Here is a 21,860-nt window from a genome sequence, read left to right as displayed (position 1 = left end):
CTGGTTCCTCCGCGAACTATCCGGCCGCAGCCGCGCCAATGGCCGGGCGGCGCTCGATGTCATGGAGATGGCCGCCCGGTCGCGTATAGGTGGCCCAGGTCAGTGCGACACACGTCGCATAGAAGATCGCAAAGCCCCACAGCGCCGCCTCGGGACCGCCGGTCATGGCGATCGAGGTGCCGTAGCTCTTGGGGATGAAGAACGCGCCGTAGGCGGCGATCGCGGATGTGAAACCGATGATCGCGGCGGATTCCTTCTCCGCCTGCCGGGTGCGCGATTCCGCGTCGGCGGTCGGCATCAGCCGGTCCATCTCCCTGCGCATGATCGCCGGGATCATCTGGAAGGTGGAGGCATTGCCGACGCCGGTGGCGAAGAACAGCACCATGAACATTGCGAAGAAGCCCCAGAACGCGCCGGGTTGCTCCTTGATCGACAGGAAGTAGAGCACCCCCGCCACCGCACCGATCATGCTGACGAACACCCAGAAGGTGACGCGGCCGCCGCCGTACCTGTCGGAAACCCATCCTGTCATCGCCCGCGACACTGCGCCCACCAGCGGGCCAAGGAAGGCGAATTGCAGGGCGTCGACCGTCGGGAACTGCGTCTTCATCAGCAGCGGGAAGCCCGCCGAGTAGCCGATGAACGAGCCGAAGGTGCCCGTGTAGAGCCAGCACATGATCCAGTTGTGCCGGCGCTTGAAGATGACCGACTGTTCGGCAAACGAGGCGCGCGCCGAGGCGATGTCATTCATGCCGAACCAGGCCGCGAGCGTCGCCAGGATCAGGAACGGCACCCAGATGAAGCCGGCATTCTGCAGCCATATCCGGCTTCCGTCGGACAATGTCTGGGCCTCGCCGCCGACAGCGCCGAACACGCTGGTGGTAATGACAAGTGGCACCACGAACTGGACGACGGAGACGCCGAGATTGCCGAGGCCGGCGTTGAGCGCCAGCGCGTTGCCCTTCTGCGCCTTCGGAAAGAAGAACGAGATGTTCGACATCGAGGAGGCGAAGTTGCCGCCGCCGAGCCCGCACAGGAGCGCCAGAACCAGGAACAACTGGTAGGGCGTGTCGGGATCCTGGACCGCGTAGCCGATGCCGAAGGCCGGGACCAGCAGCGACGCCGTAGAGGCCGCCGTCCACAGGCGGCCGCCGAAGATCGGCACCATGAAAGAGTAGAAGATCCTGAGTGTCGCGCCCGACAGGCCAGGCAGCGCGGCCAGCCAGAACAGCTGGTCGGTCGTGTAGTCGAAGCCGACCGCCGGCAGCTTGGCGACGACGACCGACCAGACCATCCAGACGGCAAAGGCCAGCAGGAGGCAGGGGATCGAGATCCACAGGTTCCGGTTGGCGATCGCCCGGCCCTTCGTCTCCCAGAATTGCCTGTCCTCCGGGCGCCAGTCCTCGATGATACCGGACAGGCCGCCGTGCCGGGCCGGCTCATGGATCTCCTGCATTTCCGGCAGTTCGGGCAGCGACGCAGCCTCCTTTGCCCGCGCCGCGCGCTCCATGGCGAGGATGGAGAAGTGCATCCACACCAGCGCCACCGTCGCAATGCCGAACAGCACCATGAACGAACTGGTCCAGATGCCGGTGAGATCGAGCACCACACCGAAGACGATCGGCAGGATGAATCCGCCGAGGCCGCCGACCAGGCCGACGACGCCGCCGACCGCACCGACATGGTCGGGATAGTAGACCGGGATGTGCTTGTAGACCGCCGCCTTGCCCAGGCTCATGAAGAAGCCGAGCACGAAGACCAGGATGACGAAGGGTACCAGCCCCATCGATGTCGAGAAGGCGATCGGCCCGTGCGTGCCGTGGATGACGTAGTCGGTGTCCGGATAGGACAGCATGAAGGTGCAGATGACCGACACGCCGAACGTCCAGTACATGATCGTCCGTGCGCCCAGCTTGTCGGACAAGTGGCCGCCGTAGGCGCGGAATACCGATGCGGGGATGGAATAGAACGCTGCAAGCATCCCCGCGGTCTTGATGTCGAGGCCGTAGACCCCGACCAGATAGCGCGGCAACCACAGCGCCAGCGCGACGAAGGCGCCAAACACGAAGAAGTAGTAGAGGGCAAACCGCCAGACCTGCAGCCGTCCCAGCGGCGCCAGCTCCATCCAGGTACCGCGCGGACGCTCACCCTTGCGACGCCGTTCCACCAGTACCGGGTCGTCCTTGGTGGTGAGCCAGAACACGACGGCCATGACCAAGAGACCCAACGCCCAGATCTGGGCGACGGCGGTCCAGCCGTAGGCAACGAGGACGAAGGGTGCCACGAACTTGGTGACGGCGGCACCGACATTGCCAACGCCGAAGATGCCGAGTGCCGTGCCCTGCTTCTCGGTCGGATACCATCGCGAGACATAGGCGACGCCCACTGCGAAGGAGCCGCCGGCCAGACCGACACCGAGTGCGGCCAGCAGCATCGTCTCATAGGTGGTTGCGTAGGAGAGCAGGAAGGTGGCGATCGCAGCCAGCACCATGACCGCGACATAGACGATCCGGCCGCCATACTGGTCGGTCCAGATGCCAAGGAAGACACGGCTGAGCGAGCCGGTGAGGATCGGTGTTCCGACCAGCAGGCCGAACTGGGCGTCGCTGAGGCCGAGATCGGCCTGTATCCGCACTCCTATTATGGAGAATATCGTCCATACCGCAAAGCACGCGGTGAAGGCGACCGTGCTCATGATCAGTGCCCGGCGCCGATCCCGCTCGAGGGCACCCTGAACCGTCTGCATTTGTCCACTCCCCGGTGAACACGTCACAGCCGCCGATATCCGGCGGATCTGACACAACAACAGCCATCCACCTGACCAATTGAATTGATGCATATCAATTCGTGACAGCTTTATCGTTGAAATAAATACAATCTCACAATTGTTCATTACTTGAAGAAGAAAATATCAATACTCTCAATGTCCAGCGCATTGCGCATGCTTGATGAATATCAAGGCAGCGATCCGGACCGTGCCGGAATTTTCCATCCGGCCGGCATCGCGAACGGGATGAGGGGAAACGACATGCGGCGCGAGGACGTGGTGGAGATCAGGAAACTCGAGCTGTTCCGCGCCTGTGCGGACGAGACGTTCGATGCCCTGGTGACAGCCGGATTCCTGCAACGGTTTCCACCCGGCGTCGTGCTGATCCAAGAGAACGAACCCTCCGACTTCCTCTACATCGTCGTCGAAGGCCTGGTCGAAATGTTCGCCGGACATGCCGGCCGCGAGACGACAATCGGCTTCGTGCGGCCGATCGGCACCTTCATCCTGGCGGCGGTGCTGAAGGACCAGGTGTACCTGCAGTCGGCCCGTACGCTCGAGAAGTCGCGCGTGCTGATGATTCCGGCCGCGAATGTCCGCGAGGCGATGCAGCACGACACGGCGTTCATGTCGGCGATCGTCGGGGAGCTGTCGACCTGCTATCGCAACCTGGTCAAGGAACTGAAGAACCAGAAGCTGAGAACGGGCACCGAGCGGCTGGCGAACTGGTTGCTGCGCGCCAACGAGAAGCAGGGTGGCAGCGGCATGGTCGAGCTCGGTATCGGCAAGCGGGTGCTGGCCTCGCGCCTCGGCATGACGCCGGAAAACCTGTCGAGGTCCTTCGCCGCGCTCGGCCCCCATGGCGTCGTCGTCAACGGCCCCAGGATCCGCATCGCCGACATGGAGACGCTCAGGCGCTTTGCCAGGCCAAGCCGCCTGATCGACGATCTCACCAGTTGAACTGCGCGTCGGACGCTATCGGAGCTGCGCGGCCCACCAGGCCTGAAGGCGCCGTCGCCGCGCCCTTGGTGCGTCGCAGAACACCAGTCCGGCACGGCGCGCCGCGGTCCTCGTGCGCTCCGCCCTCAGCACCAGGATGGCATCGAGGCAGGCCTCGCGCTGCGGCAGGCCCGCGAACCCGTCCACCTCCTCGGCAATGCGCTGTTGCAGGAGGACGAGATCATTGTGCTGGCCGAGATCCTCGCGCAGGTCCTGAAGCTCGCGGACCTCGGCCTTGATGGCGCGGGGCCACAGTCCGGAGAACAGTTCGAGCTGGTAGCGCCAGTGGATCACGCGCTTGCGGGCCTCGTGCAGCTCGCCCGCCAGGCCCGAACCGAACCCCTTGCGCAGGGCCTTGCGTGCCGCCCGATAGGTTGTCGCCAGCCCGTCGAGATAGGCGTCGCGGTCGTCGGTCAGGTTCCAGCCTGCAACCTCGTCGCGAATGGGACGCAGATCGCCCGCGACCTGTCGGCACAGATCGCGCACTGCCTTGCGGCCCGCCGACCCACCGACAGCCGTATCGGCGGCCCGCCGCAAGGCAGCAATGTCGAGGAGGCCGCGCCGGTCGGCCATCTCGAGCTGGCTGATCGCATCGTGCAGCGCTTGCGCGTCGCGCGCCTCCGAGAGCGAGCGGGCCGCATCGCGGGCTGCCGCGTTGAGGCGGCGAAAGGCTTCAGCGTCGACGATCCCCCGCACCAGGCGCAGATAGGACCGGAACGCCTTCAGATCCTTGCGCGCATCATGGACGATCTCGTGCACATCGCCGCGGCGCGCGACGAGCCGGGTGACGGCGGAGCCCAGAAGGTCGGTGAGGGCGCGGTTCACTTCAGCGCCGATCCGGCCACCGATATGCACGTTGTCTCCCTGCTCCCGACCTCCGGGGGCGTGCCCCCCGAACCTGCGTGGACGCTGAGGCCGCAACCTTGCATCCAATCTAGCATGGCGGCGGCGGACGCACAGGCCCCGACCGCCACTCCGACAGCCGCGACGCGCACGACCGCAGACGCGCCGAGAGCACACGCCACCACGAGGCCATCATCGCACCACCAAGACGGCGCCTGAACGGGCCCCCGGCAATTCTCCGGACCGCGTGTTCGTCCGAAGGAACGCCAACCTGGCTGCATGGCTGACGATCGGGCTGCCACCGCGGCATCGCGACACCAGACGCGCCCCGGCGCCGGGCGGGCCGGCTGGCACAGCCCAGCCGGTCCCGGCCACCTCCCCGCCATGGAGGATCGGTCGCGGAATTGCGCCACACCCGCGCGCCCCACGCCGGCGGCAGAGACCGCGATCGCCCGCAGCGGCCACGCGCCAGTGCGGCCGCCACCTCTCCGTCGCCCGCAGGGCGTGTTGCGGAACGGCTGGCCGCGACACACGCATATGCGGGCGCGCCGGTGGGTTGCAGTCGGGGCCGCCACCCCAGCGGGGCGTGTCGCGGTCGCGACATGCACCGCGATCACACGCCCCGCAGGCGGCAGCGTCGCCGTCTCGACTGGCCCGTAGCAGGCCCGGCGGAAGAGCGTGCAGCGGCCCCTCGGGAGGGTGTGGAGCAGTCGCGGCAGGCGGGCGCGGCGCAGTCTCATGCCCCCCAGGGAGGGGCAAATGGAGGCCGCGCGTGAGGCACTCCGACCTTGGACCTCAGCATTTTCCCCAGCCCGCCCGAATACCGCAGTTGGGGGTTTGCAATCCCGTCGCCGGATTGCTACATAGTCACCGCGGCGCCAATCGCCGCCACCAGCGCGCCGGCCGGTCCGGCGCGTTCCTGTCGCGGGGTGGAGCAGCCCGGTAGCTCGTCAGGCTCATAACCTGAAGGTCGCAGGTTCAAATCCTGCCCCCGCAACCAAATCAGCCCGCTAAGTCAATGACTTAGCGGGTTTCGCTTTTTGGGCTCCTCGCGCCGGACCGGCCGAGTCAACAATGAGTCAACAAAATCTATGGCGGGGATTGGCGCTCGCTGGCACGCAGCGGTAGCGCCGGCCGGCGCATGGTGCGAATATTGCCGATGGTCCAAACGATTCCCTTCGCGCCATGCCGGTCCCTGATTTCCAGACAGTGATGCTTCCGGTCTTGCGCCTCGCTAATGGCGGCGAAGTGCGCGCTTCTGATGCGGTCGATCGGATTTCCGACGAGTTTCACCTGACGCCCGACGAGCGAGCCGAGCTTCTTCCGAGCGGTCGGCAGGCGAAGATCGCCAACCGCGTGCATTGGGCAGTGACCTATCTCGTCAAGGCCGGGCTCCTCAGTCGCCCGCGGCGCGGTGTCTTCGCAATAACCGAAAGGGGAAGAGAAGTCCTGGCCAACCCACCGGCCCGGATCGACATCAATTTCCTCTCGCAGTTCGACGGGTTCGACCAGTTCCGGACGAAGCCGTCAGAGGATATCGAGGGCGAACCCTCGACCGAGCCAACTGCGACACTTGCCGCCGGCACTCCGGACGAACGCATCGAGGCCGCGTTCAACGACTTGAACGTGACGTTGCGAGCAGAGCTGTTGGATCGAGTTCAGACGATGCATCCGACCGCCTTCGAGAAGCTGATCATCGATCTCATGCTCGGGATGGGTTATGGCGCGGGCGGATCGAGCAAGCACCTTGGACGCACGAGCGACGGCGGTGTCGATGGTGTGATTAATGAGGACGTGCTCGGGCTGGATATCATCTACTTGCAAGCCAAACGGTACGCGACCGGCAACGCGATCGGGGTCGAGAAAATCAGGGAGTTCGCGGGTGCTCTGGACGAGCGCGGTGCGACAAAAGGCGTGTTCGTGACCACGAGTCATTTCGCACCGCAGGCGCGCGCCTATGCCCAGCGCAGCCCGAAACGCCTCGTCCTCATGGATGGCGAGGAGTTGACGCGGCTCTTGGTTCAATACGGCATCGGGGTTCGCGTCTATCGCAATGTCGAAATGAAGAAGCTTGATACCGACTACTTTGACGACCTCGGTCTGTGATCAGGCTGGCATATCGGTCCCGGTCGGGCTCGCGCGGACGGCACACGCGCCGTTGCTACGCTCCGCTTTAGTTAGGCTCTCGTATTCGAGCCCCCTTGCTCTTCGGTGTCGAACGGTAATTTGCCTTGAGCGGATTCGGGCGGCAGCGGAATGGCGGCGATCTGGACGACCCCGAAGCGCCCTTCCGCGAGCTTCGCGATGTCTTCGTCATCGGAATAGATGGTCGTCGCGCCCTCGACGGAAGCAATCGCGACGATCTGATCGTCGAATTTTGCTTTTGTTCGCGTCGCCGCAGGAGCTCGCTCGTTGGCGGCAATGCGCTCGGCTTGGCGGGCCGCGAACTCCACGGCGGCCCGCTCATCAAATGGCGCAATTCGAAAGTGCTTGCTTGAAGAGAGGATACGAAGGAACTCCGGATCTCCCTTCGCGGCGCGCACCAGGACTTCCGCGAGGGCCGGCGTTGGAATGACGATCTTGGCGTTCTGCTGTTGAAGGGATTCGAGGAGGTGCGTTACACGCTCCCGGCAGCGATCGACCGGGTTTCCGGTCGCCGGATCGGTCGGCGGCTTCGCTTGCTCGTCGATGACGTAGATCAGAATGCTGGCATCGAATGCGACGATCAATGGGCGCCCTCATCGCCACGGCGCTCCGCCAGCAAAGTGCGCACCGGATCGGGAACCGTGCTCCAATCGCTCCCCTTCACCTTGCGAAGCTTGCCAACGACTTCGAGAAGCGGCGCGTCGTCCAGAACCTCGAAATCGCTGATCCTGAAACTTCGGAGCTCCCAGACGCCGGCTTCAGTTCGGAACCAAGTACCGGTGCCATGGACTCGCAGCGTCGGCCCATAGAGATGCGGCGCGATCCTGCGCGCGATCTCCGGGGTGCATATGAGGCCCGTATGGATGATGGCGCCATCGCGAAGATGCACCGGGACGGTCTCGTCCTTCCCACCGACCCGGATCAGCTGCCCGTCAATTGTGCCATCCTCTCGGAACGGCCCATAAACAAGCGGCTCCGGGCGGTTGCGACCCGGGAAGGGAATGACTACGCCTCCGGCTTCGTCGCTCAGCGTGCCTGTTGCGTTGTCCTTGCGGAGCATTTCGTCCAGATCGCCGTATGCCTTCCGCGCGTCGCTCGGGCCGCCACCGTCACGGACTGCAAGCACCCGGTCCCAGACTTTGGGCTGAGCGGGTGGGTCAACGCTGGCCACAAGCACCGCCGAACCGGCTTCAATGCCTCGGAAATGAACATTCGCCTGTTCGCCCAACAACTTAGCGAGCGCAACGACGTAATCCCCAAGCCGCTCCATCGGGAGCGTTTCGGGGGTGAAGCTGTCCGCAATGGTGAACCGGTATTCCATGGCTGCCTCGACGCTCGAAGATATCTACCTCAAACGTCCTTGACGAGTAGTTGTTTTGGCTCACGCCGCGACGGTCGCCACCCCGTCGAGCCGCACGCGCACGATGATCGCGCCGTTGCCGGCGGCCTCGATGGCAATGCCGATCGGAAAGCGGCCGGGGCCGGGCAGGTTGACCTGCTTCGTGGTGTCGTCCCACGACACCTTGTCGCCGGCGGCGATGATGGCGCTCGCGAGCTTCGGCAGATCGAACACGCCTTCGGTCGCGATCGTGACCGTCTCGCCCGCCGCGGCGGTCTTGCTGGCAACGCCGAACAACGCGCCGATCACGACGCCATCACCCGAGGCGACACCGCCGGCCGGCGCGGCAACGGTGATCATGCGGCCTTCCTGAATGTAGTTCTTCATGGGTCACGTTCCTTTCGATGAGCTGATGCGAACCTGGGCAACGCGCGGCGCGGAGGCCGCGGCGATGCGCCGGTCGAGGTCGGCAAGCGCCGCGGCCATCTCGGCGTCGGTGGCGTAGGTGACGCGCTTGCCGTCGTATTCGACCGTCCGCACGCCGGCGTAACGCGCTTTCAGCAGCGCATCGCGCCATGTCTCAAGCTGGTTGAGATCGGTCATCAAGCCCCCGCGTTCTGGTACCATCCGCGCCAGTCGATGAAGCCGGCGCCGAAGTCGAGGATCACGCGGATTTCGACGCCATCGACATCCCAGCCGGCCTTGGTCTCGACCTGCGGCCCTTCGCCCCCGGCGAGATAGGCGTATTCGAGCCCGTCGATCTCGGCGGGATCGGCCGACACGTACCAACGCGTTGCGCTCGACAGCCGCGGCTCGACGACCAGTGTCAGCGACCCCGAGAACGGGTTCACGTCGGCGGCCTTCGCCGCCGCGATGGTAGCAAGCCATTTCTCGGCCGTGGTCTCCTGCGCGGGTGGTACCAGCAGGTACTTGGGCGTTGCGCTGATCGGCTGGCCGGACAAGCCGGTCTGGCTGCGCATGGCAAGGCGCGCGGCCGACAGCGTGGCGTCGGAGATCGCGGCGCCCGAGCCCGCCTTGTTGCCATGGTCGGCATGGAACAGCGTCTTGTTGTCGGAGAGCTTCGGCCCGTTGCCGCTGTTGGCTTCGAGCAGATCGACAAGGATGCGGGCCTCCGTCTCGGCTGCGCCCTGGCCCATGCGGCGGGCAAGGTCGGAGAACGCGCCGAGGTCGTCGTTGACCAGCACCTGCCGAGTGATGCCGATCTTGCGCGCCCAGGTCTCGACCCTGTAGGCCTCGCGCGCCTCGGCCATCGTGCCGGCCTTGATCTCGCCGTGCTCGTTGAGCTTTTCGAGCAGCGGCGCTTCGCCCAGCATGATCTTGTTGATCGCGCGGAAGTCGCGCGCCGTGGTCTGGCGGCCGAGGCGGCGCACGCCGGCCGGTGCCGCCTGATAGGCATCACGCAGCACGCGGCCGACGGTGTCGCCAAGGATGATTGGGAAGTCCGAGGTCGTGTGGAGCGCCCGCGTGATCAGCGTCGCCGGCGAGAGGCCAAGCGTGCTCTCGCCGCGCAGCGTCAGCAACTCCTTCGCCATATCGACGGGCGTGGCATAGGCATAGCGGCGGGCAGGCTCGGACAGTTCGTGGCGCGGATTGATTCGGGCGTAGAGGGCTTCGCCCATCTGCCGGGCGCGCAATGATGGCTCGTCCTGGCTCTCGCCCATCTCGACGCGCACCTGTTCGGTCCAGATGGCAGGAGAGGAACGACGGGCCAGCGCTTCGAAGGCGGCGCGTCGCGCGCCGTCGGCATCGGCGTTGCCGTCGATCTGTCCATCCACCCACGCCTGGTCGAGCCCGGCTATGCGGGCGATGGAGCGAATCTCGGAATTGACGGCGGCGCGCGTCTGCGTCGTCGCCTCGGGCGGCGTGTCGGCCGCCGGGCTCGTGGTCTCGGGCATGTCGGTCTCCATTCGGATCTTTGCGCCGGGGTCGGCGGCGGTCGGCACCAGGGAAATCTCATGCGGTGTCCAGCGCGCGGCGGTGAGCACGCGCGCGCCGTTCTCGGAGCTCTCGGCCCATTCCTCGACCGAGTAGCCGACCGAGACATGGCGCAGGATGCCGGCCAGCACGTCCTGCCAGATCGGCTCGACCTCGGGCCGGGCCGAGAACTGGACCAGGGCCGTGCCGCGCCTGCCGTCGACGGCGGCCTCGCGCACCGAGCCAAGCACATCGCGGACTGCCGACTGTCGGTGGGCGTCGAGCACGGAGGCGCCCTCGAGGCGCGACAGGTCCACGGCCTCGGGATCGAGACTCAGCCGCTCGATGTATTCGCCCGCCATGTCGCGGCGACGGACCGGTGCGCCCGTCGACCAGATGACCTCGACGGTGCGGGCTTGAGCGTCGGCGGTGGCGGGTGCGAGATCGGCGCGGCGAGTCAGGAGCGGAAGCGTCTCAGGCATTGGCCGCCTCCGTCGGGATGCGCTTCGCGCGGGAGAAGTCGAGCCCGAGCGCCGTGGCACGGCTCTGGTCGGCGGCGATCTCGGCGTCCACCTGCTCGGCGTCGTAGCCGCGCTCGGAGATCGCCTGGGACCGGCTCTTCAGCCCTGCGCCGATCGCCATGATCTCGGCCTGCACGTCTTTCATCGGATCGACATAGTCGAACTTCGGCGGCAGCCATTCACAGCCGAGGTATGCCGCCGGATCCCGGTCGAAGTTGCGCGCCGGTAGGTCACCCGACAGCACGGCCAGCCGCAGGAACCGCTCCCAGACCGGGCGGCAGAACAGGTGGACGACGACGTTGTGCTGCAGCTGCTCGACGCGGCGGCGGAACTCGATCAGCCCGGCGCGGATCGAGGAATAGGTGACGCCTTCGAGATCACCCGAGACGAGCTCGTAGGGCAGGCCCAGCCCGGCGGCCACAGCGCGCAGATGGTTCTTCACGAAGGGCGCATAGGCATCGTGCTCGGTCGGGTTGGAGAAGCGGATGTCGGCGCCAGGCGGCAGCGGGATCAGACTGCCGGGCTCCATGCCGACCTGTAGCACGCCGGCATTGCCCGTGCCCGACAGCCCGCCAACGGTGCCGTCGGGATCGGTGATGAAGCCGGTGAAGAGCGCCGCGACCTTGGCCTTGACCAGCGCGGCATCCTCGAACTGGTCGAGCTCGTGCAGCCGCAGCAGCACCGGCGCGAGCCAGGTGATGCCGCGCAGTTGGCCCGCGGCGAGCGGCTTGAACAGGTGGAGAAGATCGGCGGCGGGGACACGCACCGGCTCGAAGCGCAGGGGCGCCAGCGGGTCGCCCAGGCGGGAGGCGTGGACATGGTAGGCGACGCGCTGGCCGGCAGAGTCGAACTCGATGCCGGCGCGGATGCGCGCCCCGCCGCCGATATCGCGATGCAGGTCCAGAGGCACCTGCTCGCGATCCAGGAGATCGAGCCTGAGCGGGACGATGCCGCTCGGCGTATCGCGAGCGACCTTGAGCCGCGCGAAGGCCTCGCCGCTCTCGATCATCGCCCGCACGGCCATGGCCTGGAGGCCGTAAAGGTCGCCGAGCCCGCCGGCGTCGGCATGATCGGTCCAGCGCAGCCACAGCGCTTGCAGCGCCTCGCGCACGGCGCGGTCGGGATGCGCCGACTGCGGCTTGATCCCGGCGCCGACCACGTTGCCGACCAGGCTGTCCACCGCCGCCGCGACCCAGGGATTGTTGCGGGCGTACCATCCGGCCCGGCGCGCGGCCGTAGTGGCGCCCGCCAGGATCGCGGCGTTCAGGCCATCGACCGTCTTGGCGCTCTCCCAGCGCCGGCCACCGCCCGCCGCGTCAAAGGCGCGCGTCCTGCCGATCCCGAGAAGCCGTTGGACGAAGTTCCGCATGCCGCCGATTCTCGCGCGGCGGCAAGCCTCAAGCTATTGGGAACGTTTGGGAAAATCCGGCAGAGATCACGAGCCGATGGCAGAGGAAAGCCGGAAACCGATAACGCGTCGTGCCGGTTCCGTATGGCGGGTTTCCATTGGAGCGATCACGCAGTGCGGGATACACTGGTCGCCGACTTGCCGCGGGCCTTCTGCGGGTCGCCACTCCGCTCCACATAACCCGACTTGGGATAATCCCAAGTTAGGTTTTAGGCTGCCCCGATTGGATTCGGGGGGGGGGGGGTGCCGTTGAAGTCCTTACACTCCGACGAGTATGAAGCGTTTCTACAAGTTCTGATCGCTGCACGAAAAGACGCAGGCATCACACAACAGGACTTGGCCAAGGCTCTCGGAAAGCCGCAGTCCTTTGTTTCTAAGTATGAGCGCCGGGAACGTCGTCTCGACGTAGTGGAGTTCGTCGCCGTTGCTCGTGCGATTGGCTTGGAGCCGGGCAAGACGATTCGGGAGATTGAAGCTCGTATCGCATCGCGTTCGAAACAGGGAACTCCGCGATGAACTGTCGCGAAGTTCTTGAGGCTGCATCGGCGCATCTGACAAGCCTATCGGGCCACGTCTTTGATCTGCTCACCGTGTCAAAACCAATCTCGCCGAGCGCAGCAGTCAATCTCGCCAAGGTCGTCTCGAAGCTATCACCACTCCTGGGGAACTTGATTGAGTTCAACACGGTCGAATTTCTGAATGATCAACCTGAGTTTGGACCGCTAGGAACATGGAAGCGCCAAGACCCAGGTTTCCCCGATACGATCTTCGAGGGTTCGGTCAATCCGGCACCCGGATTCGAAATCAAAGCATGGTTTCCCCTGGCTACCGAAATCACAGCGCGGTTTAAGGACAGTCAGAACCACTTTACGGATGATCAGACCTATGTGTGCATGTTGGCTTGGCTGCCGGAACAACTGATCTTCGGCAAACCTCGAATCATAGACGTATGCATCGTTTCCGGCCTCTCGGTCGCCCAGGCCCGGGACGATCACTATCACAACCCACCCGATTACCTTGTATTGGAGCCGGAGGATACGAAGGCTCGAACAAGGAATCTCCAACAGACAAATACTAATGGATACAAATGGCAGGGTACGGCCCGACAGTTCCAAGAGGCACAGCGGCTTGTCCAAAGTTGGGGGCCAGGCGGAACACGCTACAAGCCGACGGCGGAGTATCAGGGACTATTGCGCCAACTAATTGCGCAATACCCATATCGGCTCGATACGAACTTTGCGAAGATGGACCGTATTGTCCATCAAGGCATCGAAGATTTTAAGCGGCGTGTTTTGACCACAGAGATTCACGGCCTCACCATCGGTGATTGGAGCAGGCTTCTGTATCGAGGATCGGACGAAGATATTCGGAGAGTATTGGAGGACCGTTTCGATATTAAAGAAGCGGATACTGACGAGATTCTTCGGTAAGACGATGAATCGCATAGTGGAAGTATGTCGGATCAATCTCGGCACCATACGAATATCGGCCAAGACGACGTGCCGCAACGCAAGCTGAAAAAAGCCCGCCGAAAGGCTCCCAGACAACATCCCCCTCATCCGACGATGCCTTGATTATCATCGTCATAAGGTCCAGCGGTTTCTGGTTTAAATGGATGGCCCTCCCCGAGTCACCATTCAACTTGAAGCGCTCCTCGCTCCGTAACGCCGGACGGTCCCAGACATTTGTGTATCCGTGCGGGCAACGGAACTTAGAACGCATGGCAGCCCATTCTTCCACAGTGCCCGGCCGTTTCCCATCGATCGAGAAGTAGGGTCTGCCGCTCGGATCACCGTGCGCGTTCGCATATTCCTGTAGGCGGACAAACATTTCCGGTGGCGGAAAGTACCAGAGATGCCCTTGATCAAGATATTTCCTGACCGCCGCGTCTGCTACTCCACAAGCTTCATTGGCCTTTCTCAAGGGCAGCCCGGTGCGTTTCCACTCTCGCAGAAGCCATTCCTTCAACACTAGCCCGTCAATTCGAGCCTCGAAGACATATTGAACGCAGACCTCGGATACCACCGGGAAGCGGCGTATACGCTGGGTGTTGACGTTCCCGGCAATATGACCCTTTCCCTTGTTCCAGATGTTCGCGTTCATGTAGCGCCAGCCGTGCTTTTCCAACACGGGATGGACCGCTGCCCAGCCTATCTCTGAGTTCCAGAACCAAAGGGTTGTCGTCGGTGTCGCCTTGCGCGACCAAGCCGCGACATGCGGCTCGTACCAATCCGGCAGATCTAGATGATCCGAAGTATCTCCCTCGAAACCTAGTACACCGTAGCCGCCATCTGAAACAATTACAGTCGGTTCAGGCCAATTTTCACATAGCTCCGCGCTGTCTCCAAGAAAGACCGATACGAAGTCATCTTTATATTCGGAGGGAACGTCAGACATTACCGTTTTAACGGCGCGACCACGGCCTACGGTGCTTGTAGGTTTGTGCTTCTTGCCGACTCGATTCTCGGAAAGTGATTTCAACTCGATTTCCTTCCCCGTGTTGGGTCGCGCCAGTATAACCCAAAATGGGTTATTGCCAAGAGGTAATGCACACGCCTTGAAACCTACTGCGTACCGTAGTTCGGTCCGATTCGGAGCGTGAACGGAGAATGCCGGAATCACACAGGGGCCAACTCCGCCGATGGACACGCTGGAAGCAGTTCCCGTTGTGCGAAACCTGGAGGGAAGAAAAACACGCGCGTCAATCACCTCGCCGGGCCACCGACGCCTTTCGCGCTACCCGGTGCACTGCTCGACCGCTTCAGGCTTTGTCCTACTCCGCTAGCCCCTTTGCGGATTGAACGACGAGAATTGGCTAATTTGGCTAGAATCTCAAGCGTTGCGTTGAAGCCACGCCGACCGGATGACCGGGGCGCTGGCGGGCTTCGTTACCGGCGTCTCGCCCTTGCGCCCCGCCGCTAAGGCGGCCTCCGCCTCCTCATTCAGCCTCAGCGCCATGCTGATCAGCCCGTGCAGGGCGGCGTGGGCGTAGACGAACGTGTCCAGCGCCTCGTTGCGCTCGCCGTCGCGCTTGGGCTGCCAGGAGCGAATCGGGCGTCCGCGCTCGAAGCGGGTGACGACGCGCTCGGCGGTGAGCTGCCGGAAATACTCCGCGTCGAGCCGGCGCGGGAAGTGGATGGCGCCGGGGCCGGGCTCGGTGAGCTTGAGGCGGGCATAGACAGCATCCTTCACCGCGTCGACGCCGACAACGAACAGCGGGATCTTGCCCTTGTTGGTGCGGGTCGGCCGGCGCGGCCAGACGGGCACGCCGGGGCCGCCACGGCCCTTGATCGCCCAGACGCGGCGGGCGAGACGGGTGCGGCAGAACTCGTAGGCCATCTTGGTGTGGTGGCCGCCGGTGTCGACGCAGACGGCGCGGACCGGCAGATCGGGCACGGCGTGCGGATGGACGAAGGTCGTGCGCAGATAGTGGTCGAGATCGGACCACAGACGCGGGCCCGAGGGATCGCCCCAAAGCACGCGGTAGTCGATGACCCAGGCCTCCTCGTCGCGGCCCCAGCCGACCACCTGGACCTCGATGCGGTCGCCCTGCACATCGACGCCGGCGGTGAGCACGGCGACACCGGCAGGCAGGTCCTCGCCCCAGTCCTCGCGCCGCGCCATGAGCGGATCGGCGGGCACGGTGTCGCCGGCCTGGTCCTCCCAGGATTCGCCGAGCCTGGTGTTGACCCAGACCTGCAGGCGCGGCGGGTCCTTCATGACCCTGCCGTGCTCGATGGCGATCTCGGCCCAGGTCTCCCAAGGGGAATAGAGCGCCGAGAGGTGGAACCCGGCGGTGCGCCCATCGCCCGGCTGGGTCGCACGCCATTCGCCGGCCTCGAGCAAGCGCGTCTTGTCGTGCTCGTGGTGAATGCCGCCGCAGGCCTCGCAGACGAGGTGGGCCTGATCGCGCTTGCCATCGGGCCAGCGGATGCGCGCCCAAGTGATCGGCGCCATGTCGCCGCAGGCGAGGCACGGCACATGGAAATACCGCTGATCGGACTCGGCGAAGGCCGCCTCGATGCGGGAGTAGCCTTTGAGCGTCGGTGTCGAGACCATGAAGATCTTGCGCCGGCCCCGGAAGGTGGCGGTGCGCTGGATGGCGAGATCGACCGGATCGCCCTCGCCATCGGCGTCGCCCGGATAGCCGTCCACCTCGTCGAGGAAGAGATAGCGCACCGGAGTGGACCGCAGGCCGACAGGGCTGTTGGCGCCGGTCATGACGAGCTGGCCGCCGGGAAAGGATTTGCGGAACAGGCTGTTGCCGGCATCGCGCGAGCGCGGCGGGGCGACCAGATCGCGCAAGCTGGGTGTCGCCTCGATCAGCGGGTCGATGCGCACGGTAGTGTTCCGGCGCACCATATCGAGCGAGGGCTGCACCATCATCACGATGCCGGGCGCGTTGTGGATGATGTAGCCGAGCCAGTTCAGCCCAGCCTCGGTGCCACCGGTCTGCGCGCCCTTCATCAGCACCACGCGCTCGTAGGGGCTCGATGCCGAGAGCGCGTCCATGACGGCGCGCAGATAGGGAGTGCGGCTGGTGCGCCAGCGGCCAGGTTCGGCCGATGTCGTGGGAAGCACGCGATTGCGGTCCGCCCATTCCGACACGGTGATCGGTGGCTCGGGGCGGATGCCGCGCCGCCAGGCGTCATCGGCTTCAACCAGCATCGCGCAGCTCCCCGAGCGGTGTGTCGGCCAGATGCTCCAGATGCTCGCGCATCAGCCGATCCAGCACGGCGAAGGTCGCTTGGCTGTCCGCCCCGGTCTCGGCGGCGATGAGCGGGGCGGCGCGCTGTACCCAGGCCATGTGGGCGTCGCGCTCGGCCCGCGCCCGGGCAAAGATGGTGGCGGTGGCGGCGCCAGCATCGATCAGCGAAGCGCGTTCCTTGTCGTAGGCGAGGCGGGCGCGCTGGACCTGCACCAGCATCAGCATGCGCCGCACCTCGGCGACCGAGGGCGCGCTGGCGCCGGTGGAGACTGTGCCGCCCTTGCCGCGCCGGGAGGGATCGAGATTGCGCTCCATCCAGGCGAGGCCCGCCTCCACGTCGATGCGGCCATCGGGGCGGACGGGCAGGCCGTCGGCCACCAGCTGGGAGATGCGGCCCTTGGTGAGGCCGACGCGGGCGGCGAACTCGGTCTTGGTCTCGGCGCGGTCGAGTTTAGGCATGATCCGCCCTCGCGCTGGCGACGCATCGCGCCATTGCCCGCGGCATACGGATCGGGCCAGGAGGAACCGCCGCGCTGCCGACCATCGCCAAGGTGTGCGGATCGCTGGCGACCATTCCGGCGACGATGCCGGTCCGAAGGGATCGAAGGGGACCGTCCATAAGGGACGTACGCGCGCGCGCACGCGCGCGAAACGCTTGATATGGGAGCATGCCTTCGATCCCTTCGCGGCGCGGTTCAGCCGGCATTGAAGTCGCCCCAGTCGGTCGCGCCGCGCACGACGAGCCGGATGCCGGCGAAGCAGGCGCGGCGATTGCTCGGATGCTGGATGCGCTGAAAGCCGCGGGTCTCCAGGTTCTGGCTGAAGCGCTTGGTCGAGCCGGCATACTCACCGGTGGCGTTGCACCAGTCGCGCCAGGAGGCGAACAGCTCCTTCACCTCCTCCATGACGAGCATGTCGCCGGTCTCGCAGCGCTCGTCGAGGAAGCGGCCGATGGCATCCTCGTCGGCGAGGTAGCCTTCGGTGGCGTCGAGTACGGCAGGCGGCGGCGCGAGGCCGATGCGCTGCCATTCGAGGCAGCCTTCGATGGCCCAGGCGAGGATGCCGGGCCACTCGGCCTCGAGCTTCTGAGGCAGGTTGGGATTGCGTTCGGCCTTGGGGATGGTGACGGTGAAGGGCACGAGGTTGAAGCGCCGGCGCACCGCCTCGTCGACATTGCGCAGTGACGGTTTGTGGTTGCCGGCGATCATCAGCTTGAAGGCAGGCTCGAAGGTGAAGAAGTCCTGGCGCATGAAGCGGGCCGAGATGGCGTCGCCGCCGGTCAGCGCCTTGATGCGCGATTCCGCCCAGCGCTGGCCCTGCTCGGTCTCCTGCGCCATGACGGCGCGGGCACCGCGTAGCATGGCGAGGTCGGTCGGGTGGCGCTCGGTCTTGGAGGCGACGAAGGTTTCCATCGAGGCGATGCAGGAATAGTCGCCCATGATCTTGTGCCAGGTGTTGAGAAAGACGCCCTTGCCGTTGCCCCCGGTGCCGTAGAGGAAGAACAGGGCGTGGTCGCGGATCGAGCCGGTCAGGCTGTAGCCGAGCATGCGCTGCGCGAAGGCAATGAGCTCCTGGTCGGAGCGGAACACGCGGTCGAGGAAGGCAAGCCACAGTGGGCACGCGCCGCCGGGCGCGACGGCGGTGATCTTGGTGATCAGGTCCTCGCGCGCATGCGGGCGCAGCCTGCCGGTCTTCAGATCGACCGTGCCGCCCGGCGTGTTGAGGAGCCAGGGATCGGCGTCCCAGTCCTCGGTGCGGGTGGCATGCCGACGATCGGCGCGCGCCAGCCGCTCGATGGCGGCGATGGTCTTGGCGCTGGCAACACTCGATGCGACCTTCGCCGAACCGTTGCGCTCGACGATCTCGGCCGAGGCGGCGCGCGCGATGGCGCGGGCGAGATCGAACGTCTCCAGCGTCTCGTCGGTGCGCCAACGCCGTCCGTCCCATCTGAGCCAGCGGCCCCAGAGATGGACGTAGCGCAGGTCGTGTTCGTGCTGGGCCGTGAAGCGCAGCGCCAGCGACTCGTCGGCATATTCGATGGGGCGGTCGATGGCCTCGGCCGACTCGTCCGCCTGCCTACCGCGCTTCAGCATCTCGTCGAGGAGGTCGTGCACATCACCCATGGTCGCCTCCCTCACGTCGCGCGGCGCGGCCGGCGAGCTCGCGGCGGGCGATGCTGGCGACGGTCGCCACCACCTCGTCCTCCGGCAGCGGAGGCTGGCAGCGCGTAGCGTTGAAGGCGAGCATCAGGTCGAGGCAGACATGCGGATCGATCCGCCGGCCGAGCAGGAGACCCGACAGTCGGGCGATGGTGACGTTGCGCTCGCCGTTCATGGCGCCGTCGCGCGCCAGGGTTCGCCACTGGGCGGCTTTGCGAGCCTTGTCCGCCGTCCTGGTCGCGGCGATGCGTTCGAGCAGCCACGCGGGCGCGTCGGCGAGCGGCACGTCCTCGGGATGGTGATCGACCGAGATGGCGTAGGGGCGGCCGCAGATATGCAGAGAGGGCGGGGCGACGATGTAGCCGCCATCGCCGCGCACGTCGATGCCGGGTCCGAGCGCGCCGGCGCTGTTGGCCACACTGCGCCCTGGATGCCGAAACAGCACGTGCTCGCCACCGCCGCCGGTCAGGAAGCGCCAGGTCGTGGGGAGCGGTCCATGCTCGCGATCGAGGTCGGCCAGCGTCTCGTCGCCGCCATGACGCGGGTCGATGTCGAGCACGATCACGCCGCTCGGCGCGCCGGTGGCGATGGCGATGTTGAAGCGGGTTTTCGTGAACCAGCCCTCGACCGTTGCCGGGTCCTTGCTCGCGTCCTTGAGACCGTTCCGAACCAGCCGCCCGAACGGGTGCTTGGCCGGCTGGCGGCAATCCTCGCGCCCGCAGGAGCATTCGAGCCTGCCCTCGCGCTCGAACGGGAAGTGCAGCGGCAGCACGGCGAAGCCGAGCCCAAGATAGAGCCGCGCATGGTCCAGCAGGCCGGGAAGCATGCGATCACCTGTCGAGCGCCCAGGCGGCGAAATCGTCCCGGTCCATCTCGTCGGGATCGTACTCGCGCCATGCGAGCCACCTGGTGCCCGAGTAGACAGACGACAGGAGGAGGCGCGGATCGCGGGTGGCGGCGACCGTCAGATGCAGATGGCAGTCGAGCCGCGTGCGCAGCCGGTCGAGCACGTCGATGGCGCGGGCGGCATCGCGATGGATGGGCGAACTCGGCGGCGTCCGCCGCATGAGCAGCATCAGCATCGGCCGGCAGTGCTTGAGGGCATTGCCGATCTCGACATGCTCGTCGGGGATGATGAGCGCAGGAGCGGTCCTCATCGGATGCCCTCCTGGCGCTCGATCCACTCGATCAGCGTCGACTTCCTGGCGCAGATCACCGAGCCGATGCGGAACACCGGCATGCGCAGCTTCGCCTCGGTGGCAAGGTAGTAGACCTTGCGCCGGTGCTTGGCGTTGCCGAACACGAACTCGGCGATGGCATCGGCGCCGCGCAGCAGATCGTCGGCGAGGGTTGTGGGTTCGGCCTGGTGCATTGGAGCCTCCTTACTGGGGCTCCGCAGGCGCGGCTTTGAGCGCCGCCTTCACCCGCTCTTCGACGTGATCGAGATTGACGACCGCCAGGGAGCGCACATCGCGATTGGCGGCATGGGCAGCCAGCTGTGAGAGCCGGATGATCTCGCTCCCGAATGGCGGGTGATCAGGATCGTAGAACTTCATGCCGCTGCCGCTGCCCGGCAGCACCGAGCCGCGTTCCGAGGTCGGAATCAGCTCGACCGGACCCTGATAGATCATGAGCAGCGCCGCTTCGTCCCTGAAGCCATGCAGGTTCCGGCAGTGCTGCGCCGCCACATCGTGCGGGATGCCCAGCCGAACCAGCTCGGCGAAGGTGCCGAGCGCGACTGCCTCCTTGAAGGAGAAGGATCGCGGCTTGCCGCTCACCGGCTCCTCCTCCGGCACGAAATAGCCGCGGGCGATCCACTGGTTGAACTGCGTGCGGGTGACCGACGCCGCCTTGCACATCTGATGAACATTGAGCCGTTCGGCCATGGCTGCCTCCAAGCGTTGACGTATCGTATACGGTCCTTTATAACTAAGCACATACGGTGCGTCAACGGTCTTCGTGGGGCGACTGATTGACCTTCACTCCACGGGGCACCAATGGCACTGTCGCATCTGTCAAAGCATTGGTATTGCAGGGATTTTCGTTGGCGACCATCCGCAAACGCACGCTTCCCTCGGGCCTCACCCGCTGGCAGGTCGAGTTCACCGACCAGGCGGGCCGGCGCCGGGCGAAGCTGTTCGAGCGCCGCAAGGAGGCCGATCAGTTCCTGGTCAAGGTCCGCCCCCAAGTCCTCGCCGGCACCTACGTCCACGATTCCGTCTCGATCACGGTGGGTGAGGCGGCAGATGCGTGGCTCGCCCATTGCCGCGTGCGGCGCGACGCTGGCCGCCGCATGGAGCGGACGACCTACGTCGGCTACGAGGGCTATGTCCGGTGCCACATCAAGGACGGGAAGGTCGGCATCGGCGACCTGAAGCTATCGCGACTGAGCCGCAAGGCAGTGAACGATTTCCGTGACCGCCTGCTCACCGCAGGACGGTCCGAGATGATCACCCGGAAAATCCTCGGCGCGCTTCGCCTAGTCCTCAATCACGCCATCGACAACGGGCAGGTGCATATGAATGCCGCGCAGGGCGTCCGCGTGCTGCGATCGAGCCGTCTCGACTACAAGGTCTCGGTTCCGAAGAAGCAGGACGTGAAAAATCTCATTGCTGGTGCCACTGGACGGTTACGCGCAATGCTGGTCGTGAGTGCCCTATGTGGTCTGCGCGCCTCGGAGACGCGCGGCTTGCGGTGGACCGACGTCGATTTCGCCAACGGCTTCCTGCACGTGCGCCAGCGCGCAGATTTCTACTGCATGCTCGGCGAACCGAAGTCGGCCGCAGGCCACCGATCGGTGCCGGCCGGGCCATTCGTGCTCAACACCCTGAAGGAGTGGAAGCTCGCCTGCCCGAAGGGCGATCTGGATCTGGTGTTTCCGTCGAGCGACGGCTCAGTCGCCGATCACGCCAACACCGTAAGGCGACATTTCAAGCGTAATCGGTGTTCTGAGGGCACCTTCCTGGATGGCTTGTGATCTGTGAGGTTTCCGATTCTGTTTTGGGGATCGGAGATCGGTTTGTGTCTGGACTTGAC

At 65.3% G+C, this 21,860-nt stretch carries 21 protein-coding genes and 1 tRNA gene; 6 read left to right on the top strand and 16 right to left on the bottom strand.

The features are described from left to right. Positions 1 to 16: 16 nt before the first annotated feature. Complete coding sequence (locus EDC22_RS15985) at positions 17 to 2,746, bottom strand: nitrate/nitrite transporter (protein ID WP_132807682.1); 2,730 nt, start codon at positions 2,744 to 2,746, stop codon at positions 17 to 19. Positions 2,747 to 3,028: 282 nt separating this feature from the next. Between EDC22_RS15985 and EDC22_RS15980 the strand changes: the two genes are divergently transcribed. Then, the gene (locus EDC22_RS15980) at positions 3,029 to 3,727 is read left to right on the top strand and encodes a cyclic nucleotide-binding domain-containing protein (RefSeq protein ID WP_132807681.1); all 699 of its coding nucleotides are present in this window, start codon (positions 3,029 to 3,031) and stop codon (positions 3,725 to 3,727) included. Between the two features lie 15 nt (positions 3,728 to 3,742). Here EDC22_RS15980 and EDC22_RS15975 read toward each other — a convergent pair whose 3' ends face one another. Beyond that, the gene (locus EDC22_RS15975) at positions 3,743 to 4,591 is read right to left on the bottom strand and encodes a CHAD domain-containing protein (protein ID WP_165926945.1); all 849 of its coding nucleotides are present in this window, start codon (positions 4,589 to 4,591) and stop codon (positions 3,743 to 3,745) included. A gap of 941 nt (positions 4,592 to 5,532) precedes the next feature. Here EDC22_RS15975 and EDC22_RS15970 point away from each other — a divergent pair. Together EDC22_RS15970 and EDC22_RS15965 are read left to right on the top strand one after the other, a co-directional pair. After that, positions 5,533 to 5,609: transfer RNA gene (locus tag EDC22_RS15970), tRNA-Met, on the top strand. 185 nt (positions 5,610 to 5,794) lie between these two features. Then, positions 5,795 to 6,715 carry a restriction endonuclease gene (locus tag EDC22_RS15965; RefSeq protein ID WP_132807679.1) on the top strand — a complete coding sequence of 307 codons (921 nt, stop codon included), beginning with the start codon at positions 5,795 to 5,797 and terminating at the stop codon, positions 6,713 to 6,715. Between the two features lie 71 nt (positions 6,716 to 6,786). Here the strand turns inward: EDC22_RS15965 and EDC22_RS15960 are convergent, their stop codons facing one another. From EDC22_RS15960 to EDC22_RS15935, 6 genes are read right to left on the bottom strand one after another with little or no spacing between them, the layout of a single operon-like run. Further along, positions 6,787 to 7,338 carry a type II toxin-antitoxin system VapC family toxin gene (locus EDC22_RS15960; RefSeq protein ID WP_132807678.1) on the bottom strand — a complete coding sequence of 184 codons (552 nt, stop codon included), beginning with the start codon at positions 7,336 to 7,338 and terminating at the stop codon, positions 6,787 to 6,789. Beyond that, the gene (locus EDC22_RS15955) at positions 7,335 to 8,075 is read right to left on the bottom strand and encodes a hypothetical protein (protein WP_207903804.1); all 741 of its coding nucleotides are present in this window, start codon (positions 8,073 to 8,075) and stop codon (positions 7,335 to 7,337) included. The genes EDC22_RS15960 and EDC22_RS15955 overlap by 4 nt, the downstream gene beginning before the upstream one ends. Before the next feature lie 60 nt (positions 8,076 to 8,135). Then, the gene (locus EDC22_RS15950) at positions 8,136 to 8,480 is read right to left on the bottom strand and encodes a DUF2190 family protein (RefSeq protein ID WP_132807677.1); all 345 of its coding nucleotides are present in this window, start codon (positions 8,478 to 8,480) and stop codon (positions 8,136 to 8,138) included. A gap of 3 nt (positions 8,481 to 8,483) precedes the next feature. Then, a complete protein-coding gene (locus tag EDC22_RS15945; protein ID WP_132807676.1) occupies positions 8,484 to 8,696 on the bottom strand; it encodes a phage head-tail joining protein in 213 nt (70 codons plus the stop codon). After that, positions 8,696 to 10,510: a prohead protease/major capsid protein fusion protein gene (locus EDC22_RS15940; protein ID WP_132807675.1), complete on the bottom strand. Its 1,815-nt coding sequence runs from the start codon at positions 10,508 to 10,510 to the stop codon at positions 8,696 to 8,698. Before EDC22_RS15940 ends, EDC22_RS15945 begins: the two co-directional genes overlap by 1 nt. Continuing rightward, a complete protein-coding gene (locus tag EDC22_RS15935) occupies positions 10,503 to 11,918 on the bottom strand; it encodes a phage portal protein (protein ID WP_132807674.1) in 1,416 nt (471 codons plus the stop codon). The genes EDC22_RS15940 and EDC22_RS15935 overlap by 8 nt, the downstream gene beginning before the upstream one ends. A gap of 282 nt (positions 11,919 to 12,200) precedes the next feature. Here EDC22_RS15935 and EDC22_RS15930 point away from each other — a divergent pair, with 282 nt between their 5' ends. Continuing rightward, positions 12,201 to 12,473, top strand: a complete 273-nt coding sequence (locus tag EDC22_RS15930; RefSeq protein WP_342635149.1) for a helix-turn-helix domain-containing protein — start codon at positions 12,201 to 12,203, stop codon at positions 12,471 to 12,473. After that, positions 12,470 to 13,387, top strand: coding sequence for a hypothetical protein (locus tag EDC22_RS15925; protein ID WP_132807672.1), 918 nt, complete (start codon positions 12,470 to 12,472; stop codon positions 13,385 to 13,387). Before EDC22_RS15930 ends, EDC22_RS15925 begins: the two co-directional genes overlap by 4 nt. Here EDC22_RS15925 and EDC22_RS15920 read toward each other — a convergent pair. From EDC22_RS15920 to EDC22_RS15885, 8 genes are all read right to left on the bottom strand, one after another. Next, complete coding sequence (locus EDC22_RS15920) at positions 13,353 to 14,438, bottom strand: DNA methyltransferase (RefSeq protein WP_207903803.1); 1,086 nt, start codon at positions 14,436 to 14,438, stop codon at positions 13,353 to 13,355. The genes EDC22_RS15925 and EDC22_RS15920 overlap by 35 nt on opposite strands. 351 nt (positions 14,439 to 14,789) lie before the next feature. After that, positions 14,790 to 16,625 carry a phage terminase large subunit family protein gene (locus tag EDC22_RS15915; protein WP_132807671.1) on the bottom strand — a complete coding sequence of 612 codons (1,836 nt, stop codon included), beginning with the start codon at positions 16,623 to 16,625 and terminating at the stop codon, positions 14,790 to 14,792. Then, positions 16,615 to 17,124: a hypothetical protein gene (locus EDC22_RS15910; protein WP_132807670.1), complete on the bottom strand. Its 510-nt coding sequence runs from the start codon at positions 17,122 to 17,124 to the stop codon at positions 16,615 to 16,617. The genes EDC22_RS15915 and EDC22_RS15910 overlap by 11 nt, the downstream gene beginning before the upstream one ends. Before the next feature lie 236 nt (positions 17,125 to 17,360). Next, positions 17,361 to 18,788, bottom strand: coding sequence for a phage/plasmid primase, P4 family (locus EDC22_RS15905; RefSeq protein WP_132807669.1), 1,428 nt, complete (start codon positions 18,786 to 18,788; stop codon positions 17,361 to 17,363). Next, positions 18,781 to 19,650, bottom strand: coding sequence for a bifunctional DNA primase/polymerase (locus EDC22_RS15900; RefSeq protein WP_132807668.1), 870 nt, complete (start codon positions 19,648 to 19,650; stop codon positions 18,781 to 18,783). The genes EDC22_RS15905 and EDC22_RS15900 overlap by 8 nt, the downstream gene beginning before the upstream one ends. A gap of 4 nt (positions 19,651 to 19,654) precedes the next feature. Beyond that, a complete protein-coding gene (locus EDC22_RS15895; RefSeq protein ID WP_132807667.1) occupies positions 19,655 to 19,981 on the bottom strand; it encodes a hypothetical protein in 327 nt (108 codons plus the stop codon). After that, on the bottom strand, positions 19,978 to 20,196 hold the full coding sequence (locus EDC22_RS15890) for a hypothetical protein (protein WP_132807666.1): 219 nt from the start codon (positions 20,194 to 20,196) through the stop codon (positions 19,978 to 19,980). The genes EDC22_RS15895 and EDC22_RS15890 overlap by 4 nt, the downstream gene beginning before the upstream one ends. A gap of 10 nt (positions 20,197 to 20,206) precedes the next feature. After that, on the bottom strand, positions 20,207 to 20,710 hold the full coding sequence (locus EDC22_RS15885) for a hypothetical protein (RefSeq protein WP_132807665.1): 504 nt from the start codon (positions 20,708 to 20,710) through the stop codon (positions 20,207 to 20,209). Positions 20,711 to 20,868: 158 nt separating this feature from the next. Between EDC22_RS15885 and EDC22_RS15880 the strand changes: the two genes are divergently transcribed. Further along, on the top strand, positions 20,869 to 21,801 hold the full coding sequence (locus EDC22_RS15880; RefSeq protein WP_132807664.1) for a site-specific integrase: 933 nt from the start codon (positions 20,869 to 20,871) through the stop codon (positions 21,799 to 21,801). Positions 21,802 to 21,860 lie beyond the last annotated feature (59 nt).

The organism is Tepidamorphus gemmatus (assembly GCF_004346195.1).
Classification (GTDB): Bacteria; Pseudomonadota; Alphaproteobacteria; order Rhizobiales; family Tepidamorphaceae; genus Tepidamorphus; species Tepidamorphus gemmatus.
The sequence above is the reverse complement of the archived record's forward strand: the minus strand, read 5'-3'. Positions and strand labels throughout refer to the sequence as shown.